At 42.0% G+C, this 24,578-nt stretch carries 19 protein-coding genes; 7 read left to right on the top strand and 12 right to left on the bottom strand.

The window, feature by feature from the left end; genetic code table 11:
- Positions 1 to 61: 61 nt before the first annotated feature.
- Positions 62 to 1,297: a mechanosensitive ion channel family protein gene (locus OD355_RS07235; RefSeq protein ID WP_263037791.1), complete on the bottom strand. Its 1,236-nt coding sequence runs from the start codon at positions 1,295 to 1,297 to the stop codon at positions 62 to 64.
- Positions 1,298 to 1,448: 151 nt separating this feature from the next.
- On the opposite strand from OD355_RS07235, the gene OD355_RS07230 reads away from it, so the two are divergent.
- The 6 genes from OD355_RS07230 to OD355_RS07205 are packed head-to-tail and all read left to right on the top strand — an operon-like array spanning position 1,449 to position 10,395.
- Complete coding sequence (locus OD355_RS07230) at positions 1,449 to 2,885, top strand: hypothetical protein (protein ID WP_263037790.1); 1,437 nt, start codon at positions 1,449 to 1,451, stop codon at positions 2,883 to 2,885.
- Positions 2,886 to 2,897: 12 nt separating this feature from the next.
- On the top strand, positions 2,898 to 3,353 hold the full coding sequence (locus OD355_RS07225; protein WP_263037789.1) for a hypothetical protein: 456 nt from the start codon (positions 2,898 to 2,900) through the stop codon (positions 3,351 to 3,353).
- Between the two features lie 3 nt (positions 3,354 to 3,356).
- Entirely contained in the window at positions 3,357 to 4,835 is a 1,479-nt protein-coding gene (locus OD355_RS07220; RefSeq protein ID WP_263037788.1) for a hypothetical protein, read from the top strand.
- Positions 4,836 to 4,850: 15 nt separating this feature from the next.
- Positions 4,851 to 8,351 (top strand): cell division protein FtsA, encoded by a 3,501-nt coding sequence (locus OD355_RS07215; RefSeq protein WP_263037787.1) that lies wholly within the window; start codon positions 4,851 to 4,853, stop codon positions 8,349 to 8,351.
- Between the two features lie 6 nt (positions 8,352 to 8,357).
- A complete protein-coding gene (locus tag OD355_RS07210; RefSeq protein ID WP_263037786.1) occupies positions 8,358 to 8,954 on the top strand; it encodes a hypothetical protein in 597 nt (198 codons plus the stop codon).
- Complete coding sequence (locus OD355_RS07205; RefSeq protein WP_263037785.1) at positions 8,947 to 10,395, top strand: hypothetical protein; 1,449 nt, start codon at positions 8,947 to 8,949, stop codon at positions 10,393 to 10,395. Before OD355_RS07210 ends, OD355_RS07205 begins: the two co-directional genes overlap by 8 nt.
- A 605-nt stretch (positions 10,396 to 11,000) precedes the next feature.
- On the opposite strand, the gene OD355_RS07200 is transcribed toward OD355_RS07205, so the two are convergent.
- The 7 genes from OD355_RS07200 to OD355_RS07170 form a co-directional block, all read right to left on the bottom strand.
- A complete protein-coding gene (locus tag OD355_RS07200) occupies positions 11,001 to 11,441 on the bottom strand; it encodes a VOC family protein (RefSeq protein WP_263037784.1) in 441 nt (146 codons plus the stop codon).
- Between the two features lie 52 nt (positions 11,442 to 11,493).
- Complete coding sequence (locus OD355_RS07195; protein ID WP_263037783.1) at positions 11,494 to 12,891, bottom strand: tetratricopeptide repeat protein; 1,398 nt, start codon at positions 12,889 to 12,891, stop codon at positions 11,494 to 11,496.
- A 435-nt stretch (positions 12,892 to 13,326) separates the two neighbouring features.
- Positions 13,327 to 13,851, bottom strand: coding sequence for a DinB family protein (locus OD355_RS07190; protein ID WP_263037782.1), 525 nt, complete (start codon positions 13,849 to 13,851; stop codon positions 13,327 to 13,329).
- A 73-nt stretch (positions 13,852 to 13,924) separates the two neighbouring features.
- Entirely contained in the window at positions 13,925 to 14,362 is a 438-nt protein-coding gene (locus OD355_RS07185) for an SRPBCC family protein (RefSeq protein ID WP_263037781.1), read from the bottom strand.
- Positions 14,363 to 14,379: 17 nt separating this feature from the next.
- On the bottom strand, positions 14,380 to 15,216 hold the full coding sequence (locus OD355_RS07180; protein ID WP_263037780.1) for a VOC family protein: 837 nt from the start codon (positions 15,214 to 15,216) through the stop codon (positions 14,380 to 14,382).
- A 501-nt stretch (positions 15,217 to 15,717) separates the two neighbouring features.
- Entirely contained in the window at positions 15,718 to 16,173 is a 456-nt protein-coding gene (locus OD355_RS07175) for an SRPBCC domain-containing protein (protein ID WP_263037779.1), read from the bottom strand.
- Between the two features lie 139 nt (positions 16,174 to 16,312).
- Entirely contained in the window at positions 16,313 to 16,669 is a 357-nt protein-coding gene (locus OD355_RS07170; RefSeq protein WP_263037778.1) for an iron chaperone, read from the bottom strand.
- 381 nt (positions 16,670 to 17,050) lie between these two features.
- Between OD355_RS07170 and OD355_RS07165 the strand changes: the two genes are divergently transcribed.
- Positions 17,051 to 18,118: a DUF2891 domain-containing protein gene (locus OD355_RS07165; RefSeq protein ID WP_263037777.1), complete on the top strand. Its 1,068-nt coding sequence runs from the start codon at positions 17,051 to 17,053 to the stop codon at positions 18,116 to 18,118.
- 7 nt (positions 18,119 to 18,125) lie between these two features.
- Here OD355_RS07165 and OD355_RS07160 read toward each other — a convergent pair whose 3' ends face one another.
- The 4 genes from OD355_RS07160 to OD355_RS07145 form a co-directional block, all read right to left on the bottom strand.
- Positions 18,126 to 18,710, bottom strand: coding sequence for a Crp/Fnr family transcriptional regulator (locus OD355_RS07160; RefSeq protein WP_263037776.1), 585 nt, complete (start codon positions 18,708 to 18,710; stop codon positions 18,126 to 18,128).
- A 10-nt stretch (positions 18,711 to 18,720) separates the two neighbouring features.
- Entirely contained in the window at positions 18,721 to 21,117 is a 2,397-nt protein-coding gene (locus OD355_RS07155; protein WP_263037775.1) for an alpha-ketoacid dehydrogenase subunit alpha/beta, read from the bottom strand.
- Positions 21,118 to 21,165: 48 nt separating this feature from the next.
- Positions 21,166 to 21,573 (bottom strand): OsmC family protein, encoded by a 408-nt coding sequence (locus OD355_RS07150; RefSeq protein ID WP_263037774.1) that lies wholly within the window; start codon positions 21,571 to 21,573, stop codon positions 21,166 to 21,168.
- 351 nt (positions 21,574 to 21,924) lie between these two features.
- A complete protein-coding gene (locus tag OD355_RS07145) occupies positions 21,925 to 24,420 on the bottom strand; it encodes a DUF4982 domain-containing protein (RefSeq protein WP_263037773.1) in 2,496 nt (831 codons plus the stop codon).
- Positions 24,421 to 24,578 lie beyond the last annotated feature (158 nt).

The raw sequence follows: 24,578 nt of genomic DNA, 5'->3' as shown, positions 1-24,578 counted from the left end.
TAAATGCAGGACAAATATAAGCGAAACAAACAAATGTTTCTGCAAACAATACTGTATATAGTTAAATTTTGCTTTGCAGTATCTCGAGGTCGAAATGACTGGCCGCAACCATGATGTGGTCAAAAATATCAGCCTGTATATTTTCGAACTCTGCAAAACGCCCCAGCGTAGTGAAACAGTATATTTCCAATGGCAGGCCTTTTGCTGAAATATCGCGCTGGCGCACTACCAATACATTTTCCTGGTCTATGTAAGGATGATTTTCGAGGTATTTTTTAATGTAGATCCTGAAAACACCGATGTTGGTAAGCTGTATGCCATTGATGAGCATATCATTGTTGGGCATGTTCAGCCGCTGCTGGTTGATCTCGTTTTCTTTGAGTTTTAGATATTCAGAAATCAGGTTTATCTTCATCCATCTTTCTTTCATTTCCTCATCCATAAATTTAAAGGAATTGATGTTAAAATAAATGGAGCGTATGATGCGTCGTGAATTTCTGTCTATCAGTACCTGCATGTTTTTTACTTCGGTGGTAATGAGGTCGTAGGTAGGAATGGTTGAAATGGTTTTATCGAAATTAGTGATTTTCGTGGTCAGCAGGTTTATTTCCGTTACATCACCTTCCAAGTCATATTTGGGTATAGATATCCAGTCTCCCACTTTAATGGTCCTGGATGCAGCCACGTTAAAGCCTGAAATAATGCCGAGGATCGTATCGCGAAATACCAGTACAAATATAGCCGTAGTGGCGCCAAGGGTAGTGAGGATGGTGTTCAGCCGTACATCAAATAAAATCATGATCAACGCAATGGCAGCCAGGAAATACGCAAATAATTTTACAGACTGCAACACCGTTACCATCGCAGTACCCTTGTAGTTTAGGGAAAGTCGGTAATACTTTTCAAAGGAATTCAAGACCCTGAAAAACAGGTTTACGGCCACGATCACTAATGCCGCAAATGCAATTCGGTCAAGCAGGTTATGCGTCTGAGGATGCACCTCAAAGAAAACATAGTCAATAGACAGGTACGTGATGCCAATGGAAAGGCAGTTGATAAGCGATGAAAAAACCCTTTCACTGTGTGCTATTTCATAAAACCTGTTGTCTGACCTTTTGGTAAACTTTTTAATAAAAGGAGAGAATAATTTATTGAAAATAAAATCAAGGAGCAGGAACACAAGCAACACCAGCAACACCTTGTACGCAATCTGTAAATGCAACTCTATATTGTCGGCGAATGAAGCCCTGATCCACCCGTCGATCTGCCTGGTAATATTTCTTATTTCCTTCATCATAATTATGAAAACAAATATAAACTTTTTAATGCTTCCCGGTTTTACATCCTGCCGCAATAGCCGGTTTGTGTGTATTTAAGGTTAAATTAGGGGGAACCAATATTTTAATACAAAAAATAAAAATATATTTGTAAAGATAAAAATTGACTGAATGCAAATAAAATTCCCGTTGAATTATTTCTGTAGCATCCTTCTCTCCTGCGTGTTTTTGTTTTCCTGTGAAAGTAAAAGCGGTAGCGGGAATTTCGGTTCCCGCAATGACCAGGAACCTTCTGCTAACGCTAATGAAGAGGCCGTTGAAGACCAGCCGGTAAAACATACAAAGGCCAATTTTAATATTTATATAGAAAACTCCGGCAGTATGAACGGCTATGTAAACAGCGGCTCAGATTTCAAGAACGCTGTGTTGGGCATCATCACCGATATTAAATCGAGGGGTATTGCCAAAGACGTGAATATTTATTACATCAACAACAGCATATGCCCGCAGAAACTAAAAGCAACTGCTGCTGACATACAACAATTCTTTATGAACCTGAATCCGCAGAGCTTTCAAAATTCCGGCTGCGGCACCAGGACTTCTTTCATGCCGGAGATCATCCGTAAAACAGTGACTGCAAACCCCGAGGATGTGAATATACTTATCTCTGATTTTATTTTTTCTGACAGCATGGGCACCTCGCAACAATACCTGGAACTGGCGAAGAACTCACTGGTGATGAACCTTTCAGAGCAATTAAAGAAAGGTGATTTCTCCTCCATTATTGTGAAGATGAATTCCAATTTCAACGGCAGGTATTTTATAGAAAGCCAACGCCCCAAAGTGGTTGACCTCAACGGTAAAGATGTGCGCAGGCCTTACTATCTACTGATCACCGGCAAAAATCAAAGCCTGAATAATTTCCTCGATAAAACAGATTTTGAAAATTATACAGGTTACGAAAATAGCTATTACCTGCTCACACCTACCGGAAGCACCCCCAAAGCCAAGCTGGTGCGCCTGCATAAAAAAGGCAATTTTGATATTGTACAACCCGCTACCAGCATGAGCCTGACAAATGCAGCGGCCGGCACAGACGGCATTTTCCAGTTCGCTTATGTGGCCAACCTGGAATTTTTAAAGATTGACGAAAGCTTTATTACGGACACGAAAAATTATACACTGCCTCCAAACTATGAAATTGTATCCATTGAAAAAATAGGCGATGATACCAATGAAAGCCTTAAAGGTTTTACACACATCTACACCCTTGCAACAAGCGAACTGAAACCAAGGCAGGATGTACCCGTAAAGCTAAAAGCCAACCTGCCGGGCTGGATCAGCAAAACATCTACCCTTAACGATACCGATCCGCTGGATAGTGTACAACAAACCCAGACTTTCGGCTTTAAATACCTTGCCGAGGGAATTTCACAGGCCTACAACAATGCCTACGACGGTAAAGAACAATTTTCAGTAAATATAAAAATAAGTAAAAATGCAGCCGGAGGTGGCGAAAACAGTGCATCTTCGGGCTTTCCGTGGTGGATAATACTGGTAGCAGCGCTGGCGATAGGCGGCTTTATCTTCTTAAAATCAAAAAAATAATTTTTTAAAAACATGAAGGCTTTATCAGAATTTTTGATCGGCTTGTTTGAAGCGCTGGGTATGTACAGCACTTCCAATGGATTGGGCGAACATTTGCGCGGCCTGGATATGGCCTGCGCTGACTATACGCGGCAATCAACCTACAACCTGGTGTTCCTGAGTTTGTTTATCATCAATTCGCTGATCATTTTTAATTATTACTACGGCATTCTTAACCGCTCGGGGTGGAACAATGTAGGTAAATGGCTGCTGAATGTACTCATCGGCGCTGTGATTATTTTCATCATTGCATTTGTATATACCAACAACGACCTGAAGGCCGGAAACATCTGTAACCAGCTACGTGTGGGCGTTTCAGACTGTGCGGGCTTTGCAACTACCGCGTTTATTTATTCAATTATCTGGAGTATTTTGTTTTCCATTCTCATCAAATGGAAAAGTTCTGTAAACAGAAAAGTTCCTTTTTAAATTATGTCAAAATTATTTCTATTTGCTATAGGCGGCACCGGTTCGAGGGTGGTAAAATCACTGGCCATGCTGCTGGCTTCCGGTGTAAAAATGGAGAATACAGATACGGTTATTCCCATCATCATTGACCCGGATGCATCCAACGGAGACCTTACGCGCACGGTAGAGATTCTACGCCTGTATAAAGAGATCAGGGAAAAAGCATCATCCGATGAATCAGATTTTTTCAGCACAAGAATCACTTCCCTGGATGAATTGGGCGACGGAAGCTTTGTATCTGATAATTTTAAATTTGATATAGAAGGCGTAAAGGAGCAGCTTTTCAAAGACTTTATAGAATACAGTTCTCTGGACGAAAGTAATAAGTCGCTGATGTCGCTTTTGTTTTCGAAGAACAACCTGGAAGCCAATATGGAAGTAGGCTTCAAGGGTAACCCCAACATCGGCAGTGTGGTCCTGAACAAGTTTAAACAATCAGAATTTTTTAAACGGTTCGCACAAAATTTTGAGGCAAACGACCGGGTATTTATCATCAGCTCTATCTTCGGTGGTACGGGCGCCGCCGGCTTTCCGCTGATCTTAAAGAACATCCGCGATGCAGACCCTTCCGTACCGCACCATAGTTTTCTGAATGATGCCAGGATAGGCGCAGTAACCATTCTACCCTACTTTGGTGTACGCGGCAATGAGAAGACAACCATTAATTCAGATACATTTATTTCTAAAACCAAGGCTGCGCTGCATTATTACTCCAGGAATGTGACGGGAAACCGCTCTATCAATGCACTGTACTACATTGGCGATAAAGTAACCAATGAGCAGGATGGCGCAGACGGATCCAGTGAACAGAAGAACCGCGCACACTTTATAGAAATGGCTGCAGCGCTTTCTGTTGTAGATTTCATGAGCCTTACAGACCAGGAACTACATGTACAGCAAGGCACTGCCAATGAACCCTTGTTTTATGAATTCGGCCTGCAAAACGACGCTTCGGTAGTGCGCTTTAAAGACCTGGCAAGAGCCACTTATGACATGCTCGCCAAACCACTGACGAAATTCGCATTATTCCGTGCATTTATGGAATACCACTACGAAGAGCTGGCCGGCAAAAAGGGAGAAGCTTGGGCGCAGGACGGCAACAACAAACTCAACAGGGACGGCCTGGATACGAGGTTTAAACAGGTACTGAACCAGTTTAATACGCATTTTAAAGAATGGCTGCAGGAGATGCAGTATTCCAATGTTTCGTTTCACGTAATTGAACCGGACAAAACCGGCGATGACCTTTACCAGCTTGTGGTTGGTGCGCCTGAGAAGAAAACTTTTCTGAGCGGCTTGCTGAAAAGCTCCGGCCTGAAAAACTTCAGGAACCAGCTATCGGAATCAGCGCCGAAATATGACCATCTTGCAAGCCAGAAAAAACTATTAGCGTTAATGTCGGCAACCACCGCCAGCGTTTTTGACAATAACATCAGCCACTAAAACCAGACCTTAGGCATGAGCAAAATTTTTCGTCTACATACAGGAGCTTCAGAAAATATTGAACATTGGACACAGATAAATAGTCACCTGTCGGATAATTTTATCAATTCCATCGAAGACCCTGCAGGAGCCAACGTGGCTACACAGATCACTTCCATCCCCTCGCCTTTTGCCAGGATGGACCTGATAAGAACTTCTTTCAGGTTTGTGAACAACAGCAGGAACCTCGACGGCAATACCATTTATCACCGCATGGTATCAGAATGTTTCGATATTGCAGAAATATTCTTCAACATAGAATCATTGAAAGATAAAATAGAAGTAATTGAATGGAATTCAGGCATAAGCGTACAACACGGAGAGATTGAAATAGAGACCAACAGTGATCTTGGCAAGCTGCTGCATGCCTCCAACCCTAAACATAAGCTGCTTGGCGAAACATTGAAAATGTTTTTGAAACAGGATAAAAAAGCTTTCAACTTCCACAAGCTGAAACATATATACCTGCTGAATTACATCGGCAAAGGAGCGCCCGATATCCTCAACATTATCGGCGGCACTTCACCCTCTACCATGTTCTTTTCTTCTGCCAACAACCTGGATTATGTTGATATTAATTTCGGCAATGACCGTATGCTCGACCTCAGCCTCTACCCGTTGAAAAACAGGAGCGCAGAATTCATCAAATATATTTACGCATTCAGGATTGCTTACGACAGGTTCCCGGAAGATTTTACTGATATTGATAATTATCTCGGCTATACTTTTGAACACCTGGATGAAGATCTGAAGCAGGAGATCAAACAGTTTGACCGGGAAACTTATGAAACCCAATATGCACCCATCAGCGTAGGCGGAGACGGCAACAACGCAGAAATACTGGGTTTCAGGCTACGTGCCAAAAATACGGCAGACATAGACCCTGCAGCTAATAACGATTTCATTATTGATGCTGAAAAAGCCGCACACGATAAGCTGCCTGCCATTCTTCCTACAGAAAAAAACAATGACGGGCTGAATTTTATGGGAGGCAAATGGCTCGACAACTACCACAGGAATGTACCCTACTTCGATGAACGAGCACTGGATAAGCGTACACTACCCAACCAGAACCATATACAGTATCCGTACCTTACGGTAAGCGACTTTTTAGAACCATACATTACACGCCTGCCATTTCCTATGGACAGCGATAAGTTTTTTGACGGCAACTATAAAGTAACACAGGGAGAAAAAGATCACTGCTACCTGCTGCCCGTTAAAAAAGCTTTTTTTGATTACTTTACCACAGAAAAATTACAGGGAGTAGTAAGTGACGGCAAAAAAGTTCTTGAAATGGAGCAGATGCTCTCAGGTGTAAAAGTAACTTTGCGTATTCCTATACAACGTAGTAAATACGTGACTTTCACACGCGTGTACAATAAGAACCAGTTTCAGGATAAAATTCTGCAACCCGAAGAAAGCAAGAACCAGGGCGTAATTGTGGAGAACCAGATGACGGTAGTGCTGTACCCCCAACTTAAGATAGAAGGCATTGATCCGCATTACAGGATACTGGTAGCAGACCGCGATGTTTCGCCGCTTACCAGGAACAATGAATATAGCATTAAATTGTATGAAACCGCCATAGATAAAGGACTGCAGCCAATACCGGTAAAAGATGTAAAGCAGAGAAGCCGCAAATCTCAGAACGGTGTATCTACTACCTACTCCATCGTTAATCATACCTTTGATTTTATAGAGGTATACAACCGCAAATCAACAGGCATCCTTATTCCCAGGTTTATTGTAAAAGAAAAAGAAGCGCTGACAAAAGCCTTTAAATTTTCTATTGACTTCGGCACAACCAATACACACATAGAATACAACTCTTCTACTGAATCTGAGCCACGGCCATTTGACATCACCGAAAAAGACATTCAGTACACAACGCTGCACAAGCCGGGCAAGGCCATGCAGATATCTTTATCTAAACTTGGCTTCGGCGCAGACGACCTGTTAGCCATTATTGATGAAGAATTTATGCCATTGATCATAGGAGAAAACGTAAAATACCACTTCCCTACCAGGACAGTGATCAACGACAACAACAAGTTTAATGAAAACAGGGAAAATTATGCACTGGCAGATTTTAACATCCCCTTCTGGTACCTGAAAGAAGATTTCAAATTAAACAGCGAGATCACCGGAAGCCTTAAGTGGTCTAACTTCCAGGATGCAAAGCTGGAAAAAAGAACCAAGGCATTCATTGAACAGATGATGCTGATGATCAGGAATAAAATACTGCTCAACAATGGTTCTTTAAACAAAGCAGAGATCATCTGGCTTTATCCTTCGAGCATGGAGAGCCACAGGCTGAATTTCTTCAAAAGCCAGCTGCAGAAATATAAGCATGAATTTTTTGATAAGGATACCAAAATCAACACGCTCACCGAATCCATTGCGCCTTACTGGGGATATGCAGAATCTTCTTCGGATAAGCCGGTGATGAACGTAGATATTGGCGGCGGCACCACAGATGCGGTTGTGTTCCATGAAAACAATCCTGTGCTGCTCACCTCTTTCCACTTTGCATCAAGCGCTATATTCGGAGATGCGTATACAGAAAATGGCAGGAACGGCTTTATCAACAAGTATGAAGATTATATTTTAAAAAGCCTGGAAGGCATTGACGCGCACAAGCTGGTGAGCATTTATAAATCGCTGAAAGGCAGGAACGACAACAGTATTGAGCTGATTGAGTTCTTCTTTTCACTCGAAGATAATACGGAGCTTAAAGACAAGAATGTAAACATTTCTTTCTCTGAGCTGCTCACGCGCGATGAGGACCTGAAAATCGTATTCCTGATCTTTTATATGGCCGTGATTTACCACCTGGCTAAAACCATGCATGCAAAAAAACTGCCTACACCGCGCTACATCACGTTTAGCGGCAACGGCTCCAAACTGTTGCGCGTATTATCTTTCGGGGCTGACCTGGATAATATTGAAGAGCTTACCAATATTATTTTCAGCGATATTTCCGGCCGGGATGCACACACACGCATTGAACTGATACTGGGCGATAAGCCTAAGGAAATCTCCGGCAAGGGCGCTTTGAAAATGAAGGCCGATGTAAACAGTATGAATAAAATTGAAGACAGGATAAAAGTAACGCTCTCGGGCACTTCAGAAGATTTACTGCTACCTCAAGCATCATTGCAATACGCCGAGATTCTGAACGAAGACATCATAGATTCAGTGATCAAAGAAACCAATGTGTTCTTTGATAAGTTCTTTAAATGGAACAATGAATACAGCTATTACAAACACTTTGGCGTAAACCCGGCAGTGATAGAAAGAAGCAAGATCTATGTGCGCGAAGACCTGAAAACATTTTTAAAAGACGGCATTAACCGTAAGCTTAAAAATGTGATCAATAAAAATGAAGACATTGAAGAAACGTTATTCTTCTATCCCGCAACAGGCGTACTGAACAGGCTGGCGTATAAAATATCTGCCGATGCTCAAAAATAATACGATATGACAGATATTCTTTTGATTGTGATACTGGTGGCCGTAATGATCCTTGCTGTGCTGATCTGGCTGAACGACCGCAAGGCAAGAAGCGCTTATTCGGCAGCAATAACTAATTGTAAGAAGGAAAACCAGCGGTTGATTTCTGAAAACCATTCGATGAGAAACCAACTACAGTCAGCATTGCAACTCGAAACTAAATTAAAAACACTGATGGAAGAAAATAATAAATTAAGAAAAACAATCTCAAGAAAGCAGCAGCCTCAGCAGCCAAAAGCAGAAGAAAAAACCGTGTTTTACATGCTGAAGCCTATTGACAACTACTTTCCCGCAGAGTTGAAAACGGACGATGCAAGCGGTACGGTTTATGAAATAACACTTGAAAAAAACAACGCAAATACCGGTACTTTTGTAATACACACCAAAGGTGCGCAACCGCAGGAAATTATCCGCAGGAGCGAGGTTTACCTGAAGCCCGGCTGCATTGAACAAAATGTAGCAGCTAAAGATGCCAAAAAAATCATCACCGAACAGCCCGGAAAAGTAATGTTGGAAAACGATAAATGGGTGATCAAAGAAAAAGCAGTGATACGCTATGAATAGTTTTGAATTGATTGAATGGTTCATTGTTATTGCGTTTGTAGCCATTCAACTGAATATTTATTTTAAAGCACAGCAGAAAATACAGCGGCTGCACAAAGTATTTCCGCCTGTGCATAATTTTAAAATCTATACTTTTTATGTCTCCGACAACTCGCTGCATAACAATCCGCGGGAAATACTTGCGGAGTTGGAAAACTATTACATGGAGCATCCCAAAGATTTTTATTCAAATAATAAACCCGATAAGTCATTTGCTGAATACGAGAAGTACAAACCGCATAATCTGCACGCAGTAGAGCTGCTCACTACCAAGGCCAACCACAGCTATATCCTCTCCAGGATCATCAACACCATTAATATCTACCTCATCCGCAACAAAGGCTACGCCTCCGATTATGTATTGCTGAAAGAAATTGTTGAAAGCAATACATCGCTTGTAGAAAAAGACATTAAAAGAGATATACCGGCACCTTTCCGCATGGGGGTATTAGGCGCAATTCTGGCTATCATCACAGGGCTTCTGAAAGTTTCAGACGGGCCGGCAGACCACTACTCGGTTTACGGCACTATCACCGCAATCGCTTTGGTAATGCTGTTTTCCGGGCTGCTCATTACTTTTTATCTTACCGGTAAATACAGGAGAGCGCTGGCATCGGAAGAAGCCGCGAAAACAGACTTCTACACATTTATATTGTCTGACCTGATGCCGTTACTGAACCAGAATTTAAACAACGCATTCAGCAACGTGCAGAGAAACCTCAAAATGTTCAACACCGATTTTGAAAATAATATGAAGTCGATGGGAACACTGATTGATAAGAATTTTGAATCATTGAGCATACAGAATAAAATTCTTGAACGTATTGAAAGCACCGACAACATGCAGTTTGCCAAAGCAAATATTGCTACGCTGCAGGAGCTGCAACTGACAACCGAGCGCTTTCAGGAATTCAGCCGCTATCTCGACAATGTGAATGCCATGCTATTGCAATCAAAAGAATATACCCATAAGATCAATGAGATGATTGCACGTACCGATGACTTTAAAGTCCTGGGCGACCACGTAATACAGACTTTTAAGCACAATGAACAACTGATAGATTTCCTGCAACAGCACTACAACTCGCTCGACCACAGCAGGCAAATGATCAATAACTCCGTAGGTAAAGTAAATGCTACGCTGGATGAATCACTGGACAATCTTAAATCGTTTACCCAAACAAAAATCCTGGAGATTCAAAAGCTTATAGACAAAGAGATGGAAATCATACAGTATGCACATGAAAACCGTAACAAAGCCAATGAAGACAATGGCATGGCGGCTTTGGCAGCAGAGATCCGCGAACTGAACAGTAAGCTTGAGGCTTTAGCTCAACAACCCGCTGAAACACAAGCCCCGGGCGGGTTTGCAGCCAAATGGAAAAACCTTTTTGGTAAGTAGTTTACGTGCCTTAAGGCGCGTACCCATGATATATTGCAATATTCGACGTGTAAACTATTTACGTGTCTTTGTTGAATATGACCACACCGCCACACACGTCGTCGCGAGCGAGGCACGAGCGAAGCAATCCCATTCATCCTGTAGCCAACGATCTTCTGCGAACTTTGCATAAACAACCTTGGCGGCCTTTGCGTGGTAAAAAAACAATTCCACGAGAGCGCAAAGCTGGCATTCCTGATTTTAATCTTTTATAAACTCTTGCTGCTATTTACGAACAAGAAATCAGGCTCACGCAGAGTGCCTAAAGAGTAAGCACGCCAGGCTGGAATTCTAATTGAGAGATTTTTAAAAACTTTGCAGCCTTTGCGTAAACAACCTTAGCGGCCTTTGCGTGGTAAAAAAACAATTCCACGAGAGCGCAAAGCCGGCATTCCTGATTTTAATCTTTTACAAATTCTTGTTGCTATTTACCAACAAGAAACCAGGCCGTTGCACCTCTCCGCGTAAAAAACGCGCGCGAATTTAGTGGGGAAAAAGTCATAAAAGTGCACGCAAGCGCCAGCCGGAAAATTTATAAAGCCATGCTGAAAAATGCAGCGCAGCTATTATGAGCCATGTGTTGTTTCGCCATCGTAAACGATCATCCACATCACACCGAACTTATCTGTAAATGAACCAAAGTAACCAAAGAACTGTTGCGACATCGGCATTTCTACAATACCGCCCTCTGAGAGTATGTTAAACAGGCGGTCAGCCTCCTCCCTGCTGTCGACACCCAGCGCGAGATAGTTGTTTGTGCCTTCCACAAACTTTGCAGGAGCACCAAATGTATCGGAAGCCATAATGACATTGTCTCCTACAGGCAAGCCACAGTGGAGTACCTTGTTCTTGACTTCTTCAGGAAACGATTGTGTACCGCCGGGCATATCGCCAAAACGCATAATCTTACCTCCGATAAAGTCTACACCCAAAGCATCTTTGTAAAAGGTCATTGCTTCTTCACAATTACCATCGAAATTTAAATAGGGATTTAGTTTGTAAGCCATAGTTTTGATTTTGTGATTATAAAATATGTATCAAAAGAAATGTTTCCTATTATTATTTCAAACCTAATGCATTCATAGAATCACAGGAAGTTTTTAAGCCACCGGCACATGCTTTTTTCAACCAGTAAACGGCTTGCCTGATATCTTTTTTTACACCCCGGCCATTGGCGTAGCATAAACCCAAACTGTGCTGAGATTTCAGGCTCCCTTGTTGGGCGGCTTTTTTAAACCACTCAAATGCTTGTTTATAATCCTGTTCAACCTTATAACCTACCTGGTAAGAATTACCTAAATGTTCCTGCGCATTCACATTTCCGTTTGCAGCTGCCGTTTTCAGCCAAAATAGACCTTGCTTATTATCATCGGCGGCGAAATAAGACAATGACAGCCTAAATTCCGCATCTGATACGCCACCATCTGCAGCTTTTTTAAAATATTCAACAGCTTTTTTTTTGTTTATATCCACACCCATGCCTAATTCATACAATATGCCCAGATAATAACTACTACGAAGATCTCCAGCAGCATCTCCTTGCGTAAACCACTCCTTTGCTTTTATCAGATCCTTTCCGGTACCATGGCCATATAAATATTTTAAGCCTGTCATTGTCTGAGCTTCGGCATATCCCTGTGTGGCGGCCCTGCTAAACCATTCGAATGCAAGTTGTTCATTTTTAGTCGCACCACGCCCCGTTGCATAGCAGCGTGCCAGGTTGTATTGCGCTAAATGATCGCCTTTTTCTGCAGATTTGGTAAACCAATAAACTGCCTGTTTATAATCCTGTGCTACGCCATTGCCCTCATAGTAGCTCCATCCTAAATTATTTGCAGCACGTGGATCGCTACTTTGCACTATGGCCTCACGGAATAAATTCACTGCTTTTATATAATCTTTCTCAACGCCTGTGCCTGAATAATAAAACCATCCTAAATTAGTCTTTGCTGCTGCAACGCCTTTTTCTACAGCTTTCTCGTACCATTCCCGCGCACGGAGTACATCACGCTTTACACCTTCTCCCTGCTCATACTTCCAGCCTAAATTAAACTGTGCGTGTGCGTTGCCTTTGGCAGCAGCTTTCTCGTACCAGTAAACCGCCCTGGCATCATCTTTCCCGGTAAGTATACCTTTATCTAAAAAGTAGGCAACAATGCTCTCTGCAAACGGATCGCCTTTTTCTGCAAGCGCCTCAAACCACTTAAATGACCTGGTAAACCATTCCTTTGCTACAACAGAATCTTTCTTTATAAATTTTCCCTGATAATATAAACTACCAAGGTATAATTGTGCCAATACATTTCCGCGCTCCGCATAAGACCTGAGGGTATCAAGCTTCTTTGCCAGGTCAACCGTATCTTTTATGGCAGTAGTACTGTCTGTAGGAAAAATAGCCTGGCCTTTACCGGCCAAGAGAATAAACAAAAAAGAAATAACCAGTATTAATCTTTGCATTTTCTGATTTTTAAATGGCCAATTATTTTATCCGAAAATACAATATTTCCTTACTATTTACCACAAAAAAAATTAACCGGGTGTATAGAACAAAATGCTAAACTTCTACACTGTATGCTGCTCAGAACTGTGAGAAATCGCTTCAAAACACTTCCCACTGGTGGCCGTCAACATCTGTAAAAGTATTTTTGATACATCCAGCCATGATCCTGTGGTTGCTGTATTTTTGCCACCATTCTCTAAAGCTGTCTTTACCGGCTTATTCAGCGCTTCTTTACTTTCTACTCCAATGGCGTTCAGAACCTGCGTGGTAGAACCATCAGCAATAATTATTGAATAGCCACAACATAATACCTACTTTATCCCGGTCTTTTTTACATAACCAGGCTCTTTTTTAGAAATATTTTTTTACCCTGCTGTATAAAAATTCCTGCATCAATATGCAAGAGTTTCATCCACCTTATAACTCATACCTTGTAACCCAAGTAATTTGCGCATCAGACCGATCTGGCCCAGCAAATAGTCTTCCCGGCCGATAAACATGCCTATGGCATTCAATTTATTTTCCGCAAAAAATGAAACACCTAAACCCATGTTATAGGCTTCCTGCAGCTCTTCATCGCTAACCTGCAGCAATCGTTCGTAAAGCCCGGGAGATATCTTATGCCATTCTTCTTTCAGAGATTGGAGAGAAGGATAAATTTTATTGTCTTCAATAGCCTTACCCGCATTGAATAATTCCGCGTTTGGATCAGTATCCTTCATTCCGAGAATGTTCCCTGCCCAATATCGATCATTTACAAGATTGCCTGCCATCCACAATACATGGTTTGTATTGCCATCATTTCTTTGCAAGGCCATTTCTTCAGTAATATCCTGAAGTGCGTTGTAGAATTGCTGACTGTGCCATCTATAGGCAGGAATGATTATTTCTAATTTTTTTGATTTTGGGATTTCCATAATGTTAGTTTTGATTAAAGCATGTTAGCGCCTCCTGGTTATCGTATGGCAAGAATGCGATTATCCTGTATACTTATGCTTCGGCAAGTTTCCGAACTTCTTCAAACCCTTTCTCAAAACCGCTTCTCATCATTTCTTCGTATTCCTCTGCAGTTTCCACGGAACCGGTCAAGGTAGTAATACCATCCTCTGCCAGGTGATAGCTTTCCAAAGCGCCGGCAAAAGATTTTGCTTCGTCGCTGCTTACATCTTCTTCTCCATCTTTTAAAATTCCAATATGCTCAAACACGATTTCTGTGGGTTTATTCATTTTAATGATGGTAGACACTATGCCGTTTTTCTTTGATGCATCGGTAAAATAAGTTCTGCCATTTACTTTCCAGTCTGACTGCATAGAAGAGCCGGGAGAAAAATACTTTGTCCATATTGTGTAGGTATCTTTGCTCCATAGCGCATCCCAAACTTTTTGTGCAGGGGCATTGATCTTTTTTTCAAATGATAATTTAATCATGGTTGTATGTTTGGTGATCAGGAATTTGCCCTTTCCAGATCTGTAATAATGATTTTTCCCATCTTCATCAGCGCTTCTCCGCCTTTTTTTGTTTGCACAAGTTCTCCTATATTTTCAGGAAGTATCTGCCAACTTATACCATACTTATCTTTCAGCCAGCCACACATACTTTCCGTGCCGACACCAGCAATTAATTGGCTCCAGTATGCATCTATCTCTTGCTGATCCTTACAGTTAACTACGAGTGAAATACCTTCGGTGAAATTAAATTTATGATCTAAAGAGCTATCCATAATACCGATTAAATAATTATCAATCATAAATTCACCATGCATTATATGCCCTGCAGTTTCTTCTTCAGCACCGGTATATTCAAGCATTCCCTGCAATTTGGAATTGGGAAAAATGTTCATATAAAAATCAGCAGCTTCCCTGGCTTTACCATTGTTGTACCCGGTGAACATCAGCGTAGGTACTACTCTCTGTATAATATCTTCAGCTTTGCCGGTGTATAATTGCCAGCTAACTCCATACTTGTCATTGATCCAGCCGTACTTTGTACTGAAAGGATACTCGCCAAGCGGCATCAGAGATATGCCTCCCTCTAAAAGTTTGTTGTATATACTTTCTATCTCTTCTTCAGAGGTGCTTAAGAACATCAGTGAAAGCGCAGGCGTAGGTCTAAACTCATCACCGCCATTCAGCAGCATTATATTTTGGCCACCAATTGAGATCATAGCTACAACAGGGTTTTCCGTGACGATTTTTGCATCCGGGAAAACTGAAACATAAAAACCGGCTATTGATGCTGCATTATGATTGCACCAGATACAGGGATGGATTTTATTATTCATGTGTGTATATTTTAGTGCGCCGCTTTGCGGCTGTTTTTAATTGCCACATGGAATAGCCTTTATGCATTAAAAGTTGATATGCAACTGTGCTTATGCCTATTTCATGTGTATATATTTTAGTGCGCCGCTTTGCGGCTGTTTTTAATTGCCACATGGAATAGCCTTTATGCATTAACAGTTGGTATGCAATTTTGCTTATGCCTATTTCATGTGTATATATTTATTTGTTTTTTCAATTGCCACATGGAATAGCCTTTATTCATTTGCGGTTGGTATGCAACTTTGCTTATGCCTATTTCATGTGTATATATTTATTTGTTTTTTCAGTTGCCACATGGAATAGCCTTTATTCATTTGCGGTTGGTATGCAACTTTGCTTATGGCTATTTCATGTGTATATATTTATTTGTTTTTTCAGTTGCCACATGGAATAGCCTGTATGCATTAAAAGTTGATATGCAACTGTGCTTATGCCTATTTCATGACAATCATTTTTGCAGGTTAATCATCTGACATGAAATCAAAAGCACCTTTGCGCAGATTGATGCCATATTCGCTGAAAGCCTTTAGACACGCCAGGAAATTAGCCCAACCTTCCGTATTTCCTTTCAGCCATTTGATGCCGGCTTCATTATTGGGTTGCTCTTTTTCTGTAACAATTACTTTTGTGGCATTTCCCGGTAATTCTTCAAGCGTTATTTCTACTAACATACTTTCGCCGCTTTCTGCCGGCCATGTAAATGAAATAAATTGGTTTGGCCGGACATCTTTTACCTGCACATCAAACCTTGCATCAAATTCGGGCCATTTCCAGTTAACTGTTTTGCCTGTTTCCATTGGACCGGTACTTTCTGCAATGAAATAGTTCGACATTTTTTGCGGGTTTACTATATTTTCAAAAACGTCCTGCACTGGTTTCAGTATGCCAATTGATGTTTTAATTTCCAGTTTATCCATGGCTATGTTTTTTATTTAAGTGAATGAATACTACAATATATCTGCTTGCGTTTCACGGTACTTACTGTTAAGTCAGCGGCATGCAGGCCTTTATTACAGGATGCCCGCTTTCTTCTCACCGGTTCAGCAAAGACCGTTGTTATTTAATTTTCTCACTTCCATTGATCGTTTTGGCTTTATACCTTATCATTTTTATTATGAGTGCAATGGGTAATTCTTCATCTAAAGGAAACTGCACAGAACCTTTTCCCTGTTTATACCCGGACAATTCTTCTGCAAAGGCTTCGTGCGTAACCGGCGTTCCGTAAAAGCCGATATGATTTTTTGCTGCCCCAAAATAAGCCAGCGGCTTACCCTTTAATTTGTAGGCGGGCATGCCGTAAGCCATACTTTCCAATGCATCAGGGATCGTTTTTTTTATTGCCTGCCGCATAGTTTCCAGCTTTGCCTGGTGTTTGTAGCTTTGAGCTGCAATGTACTCATCTACTGTATTCATAATTGATTATTTTCAGCATAAGGTCGAAAGTTTTCCGGAACTACCTTCCAGCTGGTTCAGAAATTATTCTCCCATTGATATGCTCCTGCATAAATGATGTTTTGGCATATCAAATCTAAAAATTATTCTGCATAAGTACACTTGCCATAAGGCAAGAAATAAAAAAGCGGATTGCCGCAATCGATACATCACCTTTATGCAGTATTTTTTTAGGATAAAACTAATCACGTATCAAAGGTGTGTCTATACATCCCATTGGCTTATAGTATTGGGGGTGATAAAAATAATTGATAATATTTTACTACTTTAGTCGTTGTTTAAAAAATGGTCATTTCCATAAATGCGTTGCCGCACTTAAACAAAATCAATAAAAATAAACGGATGAAAAAATTACTGTCTTGCTTATTGTTGCTGACAACGATGGTGAATGCGCAGCATAAACCGGTATTAACAGAAGCAGTTGCATTGAAGCTTTCTCAATTACCATTACATTGTATAGAACAGGAATACCCTAATAAAACGGCGCACATTATAAATAATGAAAAAGAAGCCATGCTAAGCCCGAAAGCATTGCACCCGAGTTTCTATGGCTGCTTCGATTGGCACAGTTCGGTGCATGGCCACTGGATGCTGGTAAAGCTGTTAAAGATATTTCCCAATATAAAAAATGCTGATAAAATCTACCAGATGCTTGATACATCTTTTCAGGCGGAAAACCTGGAGGAAGAAGCAGCCTACTTTTCAAAATACGCGCTCACCAATACTTTTGAAAGAACATATGGCTGGGCATGGCTGCTTAAGCTCGACGAAGAACTGGCAAACTGGAATAACCCGTCTGCCCAAAAATGGCACAAGCATTTAAAGCCGCTCACAGATACAATTGTAAAGCTATGGAAAACATTTTTGCCTAAACAAACCTATCCAAACAGAACCGGTGTACACCCGAATACAGCATTCGCGCTTGCATTTGCCATAGACTGGGCACGGGTTGTACGCGATAAATCGTTTGAGGAAGCCTTATTGAATAAGGCAAAATATTTTTATTTAAAAGATGAAAAAACACCGGCTTACCTGGAACCCGACGGATCAGATTTCTTTTCGCCCAGCCTGGAAATTGCAGAACTGATGAGCAGGGTACTTCCGCAGAAAGAATTTACAAATTGGTTGAATAAATTTTACGAAGAAAGAAGCATCCGGAATATTTTTAAAATCCCGGTAATAAGCGATATAAACGATTACCAGACAGTACATCTTGTAGGATTATCTTTTTCCAAAGCATGGTGTATGAAAGAGGTGTCCAGGGTATTGCCAACAGGACATCCCATGAAGAATGCTTTTAAAAATAAATCGAATGAATTTCTTTCAAGGGCGCTGCCTTTATTATTTAAAGCAAACTATGGAGGCGATCACTGGCTGGGCAGCTTTGCCGTATATGCGCTTGGAAAATAAAAACTATTTAATCTTTATCTGAAAGTTCTTTTCTAATGCGGCTCAAAGAAGAATCGGTAATGCCGAGATAAGTAGCTATTTGTTTCAGTGGAGCCAGCTGCAGCACACGCGGCTTCTCATTCATAAGCTTTAAATACCTTTCCTTTGCAGATGTGGTAATCATCTCAACGGAGCGTTGCTTAGACAGGAACAATTGCTCTGCCATCCATGAACGCCCCCACTCCCGAAAACTTTCAATGGAATGAAAGAGTTGCTGAAAATCCTGGAAGCCTATTCTCCAGCAGCAACAATCTGTAAGCGCCTGTATGTTTTCCTGCGAAGGCACACGCTGAAACAAAGAAGATACTTCAATGATGATTTCCTTCTCGCCGAAAAAAGTGATGGTAATATCATTGCCGGTATAATCATAAACGAAAGAACGTGCAAGTCCTGACTGAAGTATAAAATATTCGTTTGCTATTTTTTGCTCTTTCAGTAAATAATCTCCTTTAGAGAAATGTACCAACTCATGAGCAGCAAATATTTTTTCCAGGGCATCATTTTTAAAAAGCGGATGCCGGTAAACTGCCTCCAATGCATTTGTATCGGTCATTATGAAATTGTTATTCTTTCATCATGCTGCTCACCATCTCTACTACATCTTCAATATTGGGCTTGCTGAAATAATCGCCGTCTGAAGCATAAGCCGGACGATGTGCTTTGGCCGTGAGCGTTCCGGGTTTTACATCCAGGTATTTGTAGCCTTCCTGCTCTTCAATCACTTTGTTGAACATATACGCAGCCGCACCTCCCGGCACATCTTCATCTACAAAAAGTATGCGGCTGGTTTTCTTTAAGGATTCCACAATGGTGTGATTGATATCAAAAGGCAACAGCGTACGCACATCAATCACTTCGCAGGAATAGCCGAGATATTCCAGGCGGTTTGCAGCTTTTTCAATGATCCTCAAAATAGATCCGTACGATACTATGGTAATGTCTGTGCCTTCACGGATCACTTCGGGTACGCCCAGCGCAATGGTAATGTCTAAAAGGTTTTCAGGCATTTTTTCCTTGAGGCGGTAGCCATTCAGGCATTCTATAACCAGGCCCGGGTCATTGCTTTTTAATAATGTATTGTACATTCCGATGGCCTGCGTCATATCCCTGGGCACACACACATGCATACCCCGCAGGCTGTTAATGACCATTCCCATGGGTGAGCCACTGTGGAACATGCCTTCCAGCCGGTGGCCTCTTGTACGTACAATGACCGGGCAGCTCTGCCTGCCGTCGGTACGGTAATGCAGGGTAGCCACATCATCGCTGAGCGGTTCCAGTCCATACAACAGGTAATCCAGGTATTGTATCTCTGCTATAGGGCGCAGGCCGCGCAAGGCCAGGCCAATACCTTTCCCGATAATAGAAAGTTCACGTATGCCGGTATCAAACACGCGCATTTCGCCATGTTTTTGCTGCAATCCTGCAAAGCCTTGATTTACATCGCCGATATGGCCTACGTCTTCACCGAACGCTACTACTCTTTCATTGGTTTTAAATAAAAGATCAAAGTATTTATTCAATACTTCAAACCCGTTCACAGACTTTGCATCATTACTGTAGGCCGGTGTATTCTCTTTTACAAGCATCGCAGATTTCGGGCCTTCATCCATCAGGTTCCTGTCATAGACGTTGTGCCATTTTTGTTTCAGTGATTCATAGTAATGAGCCAGCTCTTTGTTTACGATACCGTACTTTTGGTGTACACTCAAAGTTTTTGAAACAGCTATGAGGCTGTCTTTTATCAGCGGTGATTTATTTGATTGCAGGAAATTTTTTATTTCCGTAATGGTTTCGTCGGCCTTGCTGTTACCGGTCTGTATGTGAGATAAAAGTTTTACGGCTTCTTCTGCCTGTTGCCGCAAAGGCTCCTGGTATTTATGCCATGCTTTTTTGCGTGCTGTTTTTACGGTTTCTTTTGCTTCTGCCTGTATATTATTCAGTGTTTCTTCATCAGAAATACCGTTGTCAATGATCCATTCTTTCATCTTGCGCAGGCAGTCGTGCTCTCTCTCCCATTGCAGCCTTTGTTGAGTTTTGTATCTTTCGTGGCTGCCGGAAGTAGAATGCCCCTGCGGCTGTGTAATTTCTTTTACGTGAAAAAGAGCAGGTGTATGGGTATCTCTTATTTTCTGAATGGCATGTTCAAACACTTCACACATCTCCTGGTAGTCCCAGCCTCTTAAAGTATATATATCCATACCATTGGTACCGGCTTCTTTTTGAAAACCGCTCAAAGCCTCTGAAATAGAGCCTTTCGTGGTCTGCTTGCGTGTAGGTACTGAGATACCGTAGCCATCGTCCCACACAAATACGGCAAGCGGCACCTGCAATACAGCGGCTGCATTCATCACTTCCCAGAAATGGCCCTCTGAGGTAGCTGCATCGCCAATGGTGGCAAAACATACTTCATTACCGTTACGGGAAAGCGATGCGAATTTCTCATGTTGCAAAGCAGGATTGTTCCTGAACTGCTTGGATGCAAATGCAAGGCCCAGGGCGCGCGGCATCTGCCCGCCTGTAGGCGCAATGTCGGCTGATGTGTTTTTCATATCAGCCAGCGGCAGCCACTCTCCGTTTTCATTGATGTTTGGCGTGCCGTAGTGGCAAACCATGTTCCTGCCGGAGCTTACCGTATCGTGCGCGGGATTTGTATCTGCATACAACTGAGAGAAAAAACTTTCTATGGTAGACATGCCGGTTGCAAACATAAAAGTCTGGTCGCGGTAATAGCCCGAGCGGAAATCGCCGTTTTGAAAGTATCTTGAAAGCGCTACCTGCACTACTTCCTTCCCATCGCCGAAGATGCCGAACTTAGCCTTGCCCGTCAGCACTTCTCTTCTGCCCAGCAGGCTTGCTTCACGGCTCACGATAGCTGTTCTATAATCTTTGAGCACCGAAGAACGGAATTCCTCGAAAGACAACATGTCTTTATCAAGTTCTGTTTTCAAATCTTGCATTGTACGAATATAGCAAAAAATGTTTTAGAGATTTGTTTAAAGCCTGATCTACCATGAGAAATTTATGGCCTGTACAATGTCTGGATGCAGGCTTTTAGCCACCGGACAGGTAAGACCGGCTTTTTCAATAATCGTCTTCTGCTTCTCATCCAGGGTAGATAAACGATCAGGAAAATCTACTTCAATCTGTATCTCTACAATCCTCCTTGGATCGGGGGCCATAATCTTGGTCACATGCATTTCCGTGCCTGTAAGATCAATGTCTATGCTTTGTGCTTTAATGCCCATGATGGTCATCATGCAACTGCCTAAGCCTGTGGCCACAAGGTCTGTAGGGGAAAATAATTCTCCCCTGCCCTGGTTATCTACCGGGGCGTCTGTCTGTACTGTGGACCCGCTCTGCAGGTGTGTCATTTCCGTTCTGAGATCGCCTTTGTAAACTATTTTTGATGTCATATGTTTGAGTAGTTTAAGATTATTAAAGATAATACATTCTGATAAGATCAAGTGCAGCCATCCATATTGATTGTTTAATGGTTATCTATACAGGCTCTTTTAAACATCCGGAAAGGTAATATTTTACGAGTCAGGCTAAGCGCATTAAGACCTTATTTTATCTGTTTTTAATCGCCCACAGCCGGGCCGGTATTCTTGTTTCCGATAGCTATCGGGGGCACGTCGCTTATACGTTCGTTCCTGCCGGTAGCCATCGGGATTAACATGCTTCTTTGCATGTATTTATTTTATTTGTTTTCAGTTGTCGCGATAAATAAGCATTCCTTACTGGCCCCGCCTAAGGCGGCATGGTTATTTCGTATGAATATTTATTTTAGCGCTTCGCACACCTTTGGCGCTTGCTTCAAAAATAATGTTGCCGGGAGTTTCTCCGGATTGTACTATAGCTGTTAATTGCCCGCTAAACAATCTCATAGAAGGCGCCTGAAACGATTCCAGGCTGGCTGGGTTGCCGTTGGCCGCAGCTTTGTAATTTCCTGCACCGGCCACCTTAAAGTTGATCTGCCTTGTCTCGTCGGGGCAGAAGTTGCCCTCTTTGTCTACTATTTTTACATTGATGAAAGCAAGATCTTTCCCGTCTGCTTTAATATGGGTCCTGTCCACGGAAAGCTCTATGCGATGTGGCTTTCCGGCAGTTTTCATTTCTTTTTCAGCTACCGCTTTCCCATTGGCATCATATGCCACTACTTTTACTGTGCCGGGTTCATATTTGGTATCCATCCACATTAACCGGTATCTTTTCTGACGTTCAAAAGTTTTTTCGGCTTCTTTATTGGCGCTGGAATCTCTTTTCACGCTGAGGTCTTTGGTGCGTTTTCCCTGGCTTTTTCCATTGATAAACAATTCGGCGGAAGGATGATTGGTATAAACAAATACCGGTGTTACTTCACCTTCGCGGCCCTTCCAGTTCCAGTGCGGCAATATGTGCAGCGTTTCTGCTTTTTTGTTCCAGTGACTGCGATACAAATAAAACCTGTCTTTGGGAATACCCGCCAGATCTACAATGCCGAACAGGGAGCTGTGGCTTGGCCAGTCAGTATAGTATGGTGTAGGTTCTCCCAGGTAATCAAATCCCGTCCATACAAACTCGCCGATAGCATACGGCAGGTCTTCGTGCTGAATAAAATCATCTTCGGGCAGATTGCTCCAGCCGCAATGCTCCACATCGTAAGACGATGCCTGGTGATCGGGATATTTTACCATCGATTTCCTTTCTACCGGAAATTTGTAGATGCCCCTGGAGCTTACCGTTGATGCAGTTTCACTACCCAGTATCAATTGCTGAGGCAGCTTTTTATAATTTTCATGGTATAAATGCGGCCGGTAATTAAAACCAGCCACATCCATTATTGCAGCAAAATTATTAGCTGTAACTGCTCCCGGGTTGTCCATTCCGTTGGTCACAGGCCTGGTTGGATCTTCCCGGTGGCAGATATCCTGTAAAAATTTATTTCTTTTCGGCCCTTCTGTGCCATTTGCCTGCTCCGGCACCTCATTGCCAATACACCACATCACTACAGAAGGATTATTCCGGAAATTGTGCAATAAATTTACCAGGTCTTTTTCAGCCCACTTGTCCCAAAAAAGATTGTAACCATTGGCTACTTTAGGCTGCTTCCATTCATCGAAAGTTTCTACCATCAGCATCATACCCATTTCATCGCAGGCGCGCACCAGTTCGGGCGCAGGCATGTTGTGCGAGGTACGAATGGCATTTACACCCATATCTTTCATTGTGCTTATTTGCCTGCGAATGGCTGCATTATTTACAGCCGCGCCCAGAGGCCCCAGGTCGTGGTGATTGCATACTCCCCGGAATACTGTTTTTTCACCATTTAAGTAGAATCCGTCGTTTGGCCTTAATTCAATAGTGCGTATGCCAAACCTGGTATTATAGGTATCCACAAGCAGGTCTGCATTGTACAACTTAGATTCGGCAGTGTATAAAACAGGATTATCTATTGACCATAAAACAGGATTAAGTACAACAAAATTTTGCTCAAATTCGCCTTCATCATATGTTGTAAGGTTTACCTTATTTGTGCTTACGTGTTTACCGTTTGCGTCTTTGATAACAGTTTCTAAAATATAAACACCGTTTTTATCAGCGTTTTTAATTTTGGTTTTCAGATTTATACGGGCAAAATCTTTTCTTACTACGGGTGTAGTAATATAGCTGCCCCATACAGGAATATGCACGGGATCTGTAACAATTACATGCACATTGCGGTACAAGCCTGCGCCGGGATACCAGCGGGATTGTTCAGGCCTGTTCATCAGATGTACGGCAAGGGTATTTTTCTGTCCTTCTAAAACATAATCGGTTATATCAAAATGAAAGGAGTTGTACCCATAGGGCCATTCGCCTGCTTTCTTTCCGTTGACATATACCTGCGAATTGGCCATGGCGCCATCGAACAAAACAGTTACCCGTTTTCCTTTTTTAAACTGCGGGATATCGAACTGTATGCGATACAGCCCTATGCCCACAAAAGGCAAGCCGCCCGTGCGACCCGCATGTTCAGTAGCTTTGGTCTGCCCGTCTTGTAAAATGGCAACATTTTGCATATCGTTGTTCGGGCTAAACGGGCCGTAGATAGCCCAGTCATGCGGTACGGTTACTGTTTGCCATTTGCTGTCGTCAAATGTGGGCTGCATAAAATCAGGGCTTTCTTCCCTGGAGAATTTCCAGTTTTTTTCTAACAGGAATTCAGAACGGTTTTGTGCAAGGGTTGCATAGTATGCCCCAAAAAATATCAGCGTAAAAAATAGAAAGAAGCGCTTCATCAGAAATGTATTTTATGTAAATAATATTTTGTATGATATATCGGAACCGGCCAAATTTAGTTGTAAAAACCTAAAAAGCCAATGATTTCGCTACTATTTAATCTGTTATCGTTGTAGAAGGTAAGCTATCTGCCTAACAGGTGCGGGTATATTATAAT

This window comes from Haoranjiania flava (assembly GCF_025631005.1).
GTDB classification, from domain to species: domain Bacteria; phylum Bacteroidota; class Bacteroidia; order Chitinophagales; family Chitinophagaceae; genus Haoranjiania; species Haoranjiania flava.
Note: the sequence above shows the minus strand (reverse complement) of the source record. Positions and strands in the feature narration are given on the sequence as shown.

Bases quoted from the DNA above. Each gene is read 5' to 3' on its own strand.
- OD355_RS07235 (WP_263037791.1), bottom strand. From the start codon at position 1,297: ATGATGAAGGAAATAAGAAATATTACCAGGCAGATCGACGGGTGGATC.
- OD355_RS07230 (WP_263037790.1), top strand. From the start codon at position 1,449: ATGCAAATAAAATTCCCGTTGAATTATTTCTGTAGCATCCTTCTCTCC.
- OD355_RS07225 (WP_263037789.1), top strand. From the start codon at position 2,898: ATGAAGGCTTTATCAGAATTTTTGATCGGCTTGTTTGAAGCGCTGGGT.
- OD355_RS07220 (WP_263037788.1), top strand. From the start codon at position 3,357: ATGTCAAAATTATTTCTATTTGCTATAGGCGGCACCGGTTCGAGGGTG.
- OD355_RS07215 (WP_263037787.1), top strand. From the start codon at position 4,851: ATGAGCAAAATTTTTCGTCTACATACAGGAGCTTCAGAAAATATTGAA.
- OD355_RS07210 (WP_263037786.1), top strand. From the start codon at position 8,358: ATGACAGATATTCTTTTGATTGTGATACTGGTGGCCGTAATGATCCTT.
- OD355_RS07205 (WP_263037785.1), top strand. From the start codon at position 8,947: ATGAATAGTTTTGAATTGATTGAATGGTTCATTGTTATTGCGTTTGTA.
- OD355_RS07200 (WP_263037784.1), bottom strand. From the start codon at position 11,441: ATGGCTTACAAACTAAATCCCTATTTAAATTTCGATGGTAATTGTGAA.
- OD355_RS07195 (WP_263037783.1), bottom strand. From the start codon at position 12,891: ATGCAAAGATTAATACTGGTTATTTCTTTTTTGTTTATTCTCTTGGCC.
- OD355_RS07190 (WP_263037782.1), bottom strand. From the start codon at position 13,851: ATGGAAATCCCAAAATCAAAAAAATTAGAAATAATCATTCCTGCCTAT.
- OD355_RS07185 (WP_263037781.1), bottom strand. From the start codon at position 14,362: ATGATTAAATTATCATTTGAAAAAAAGATCAATGCCCCTGCACAAAAA.
- OD355_RS07180 (WP_263037780.1), bottom strand. From the start codon at position 15,216: ATGAATAATAAAATCCATCCCTGTATCTGGTGCAATCATAATGCAGCA.
- OD355_RS07175 (WP_263037779.1), bottom strand. From the start codon at position 16,173: ATGGATAAACTGGAAATTAAAACATCAATTGGCATACTGAAACCAGTG.
- OD355_RS07170 (WP_263037778.1), bottom strand. From the start codon at position 16,669: ATGAATACAGTAGATGAGTACATTGCAGCTCAAAGCTACAAACACCAG.
- OD355_RS07165 (WP_263037777.1), top strand. From the start codon at position 17,051: ATGAAAAAATTACTGTCTTGCTTATTGTTGCTGACAACGATGGTGAAT.
- OD355_RS07160 (WP_263037776.1), bottom strand. From the start codon at position 18,710: ATGACCGATACAAATGCATTGGAGGCAGTTTACCGGCATCCGCTTTTT.
- OD355_RS07155 (WP_263037775.1), bottom strand. From the start codon at position 21,117: ATGCAAGATTTGAAAACAGAACTTGATAAAGACATGTTGTCTTTCGAG.
- OD355_RS07150 (WP_263037774.1), bottom strand. From the start codon at position 21,573: ATGACATCAAAAATAGTTTACAAAGGCGATCTCAGAACGGAAATGACA.
- OD355_RS07145 (WP_263037773.1), bottom strand. From the start codon at position 24,420: ATGAAGCGCTTCTTTCTATTTTTTACGCTGATATTTTTTGGGGCATAC.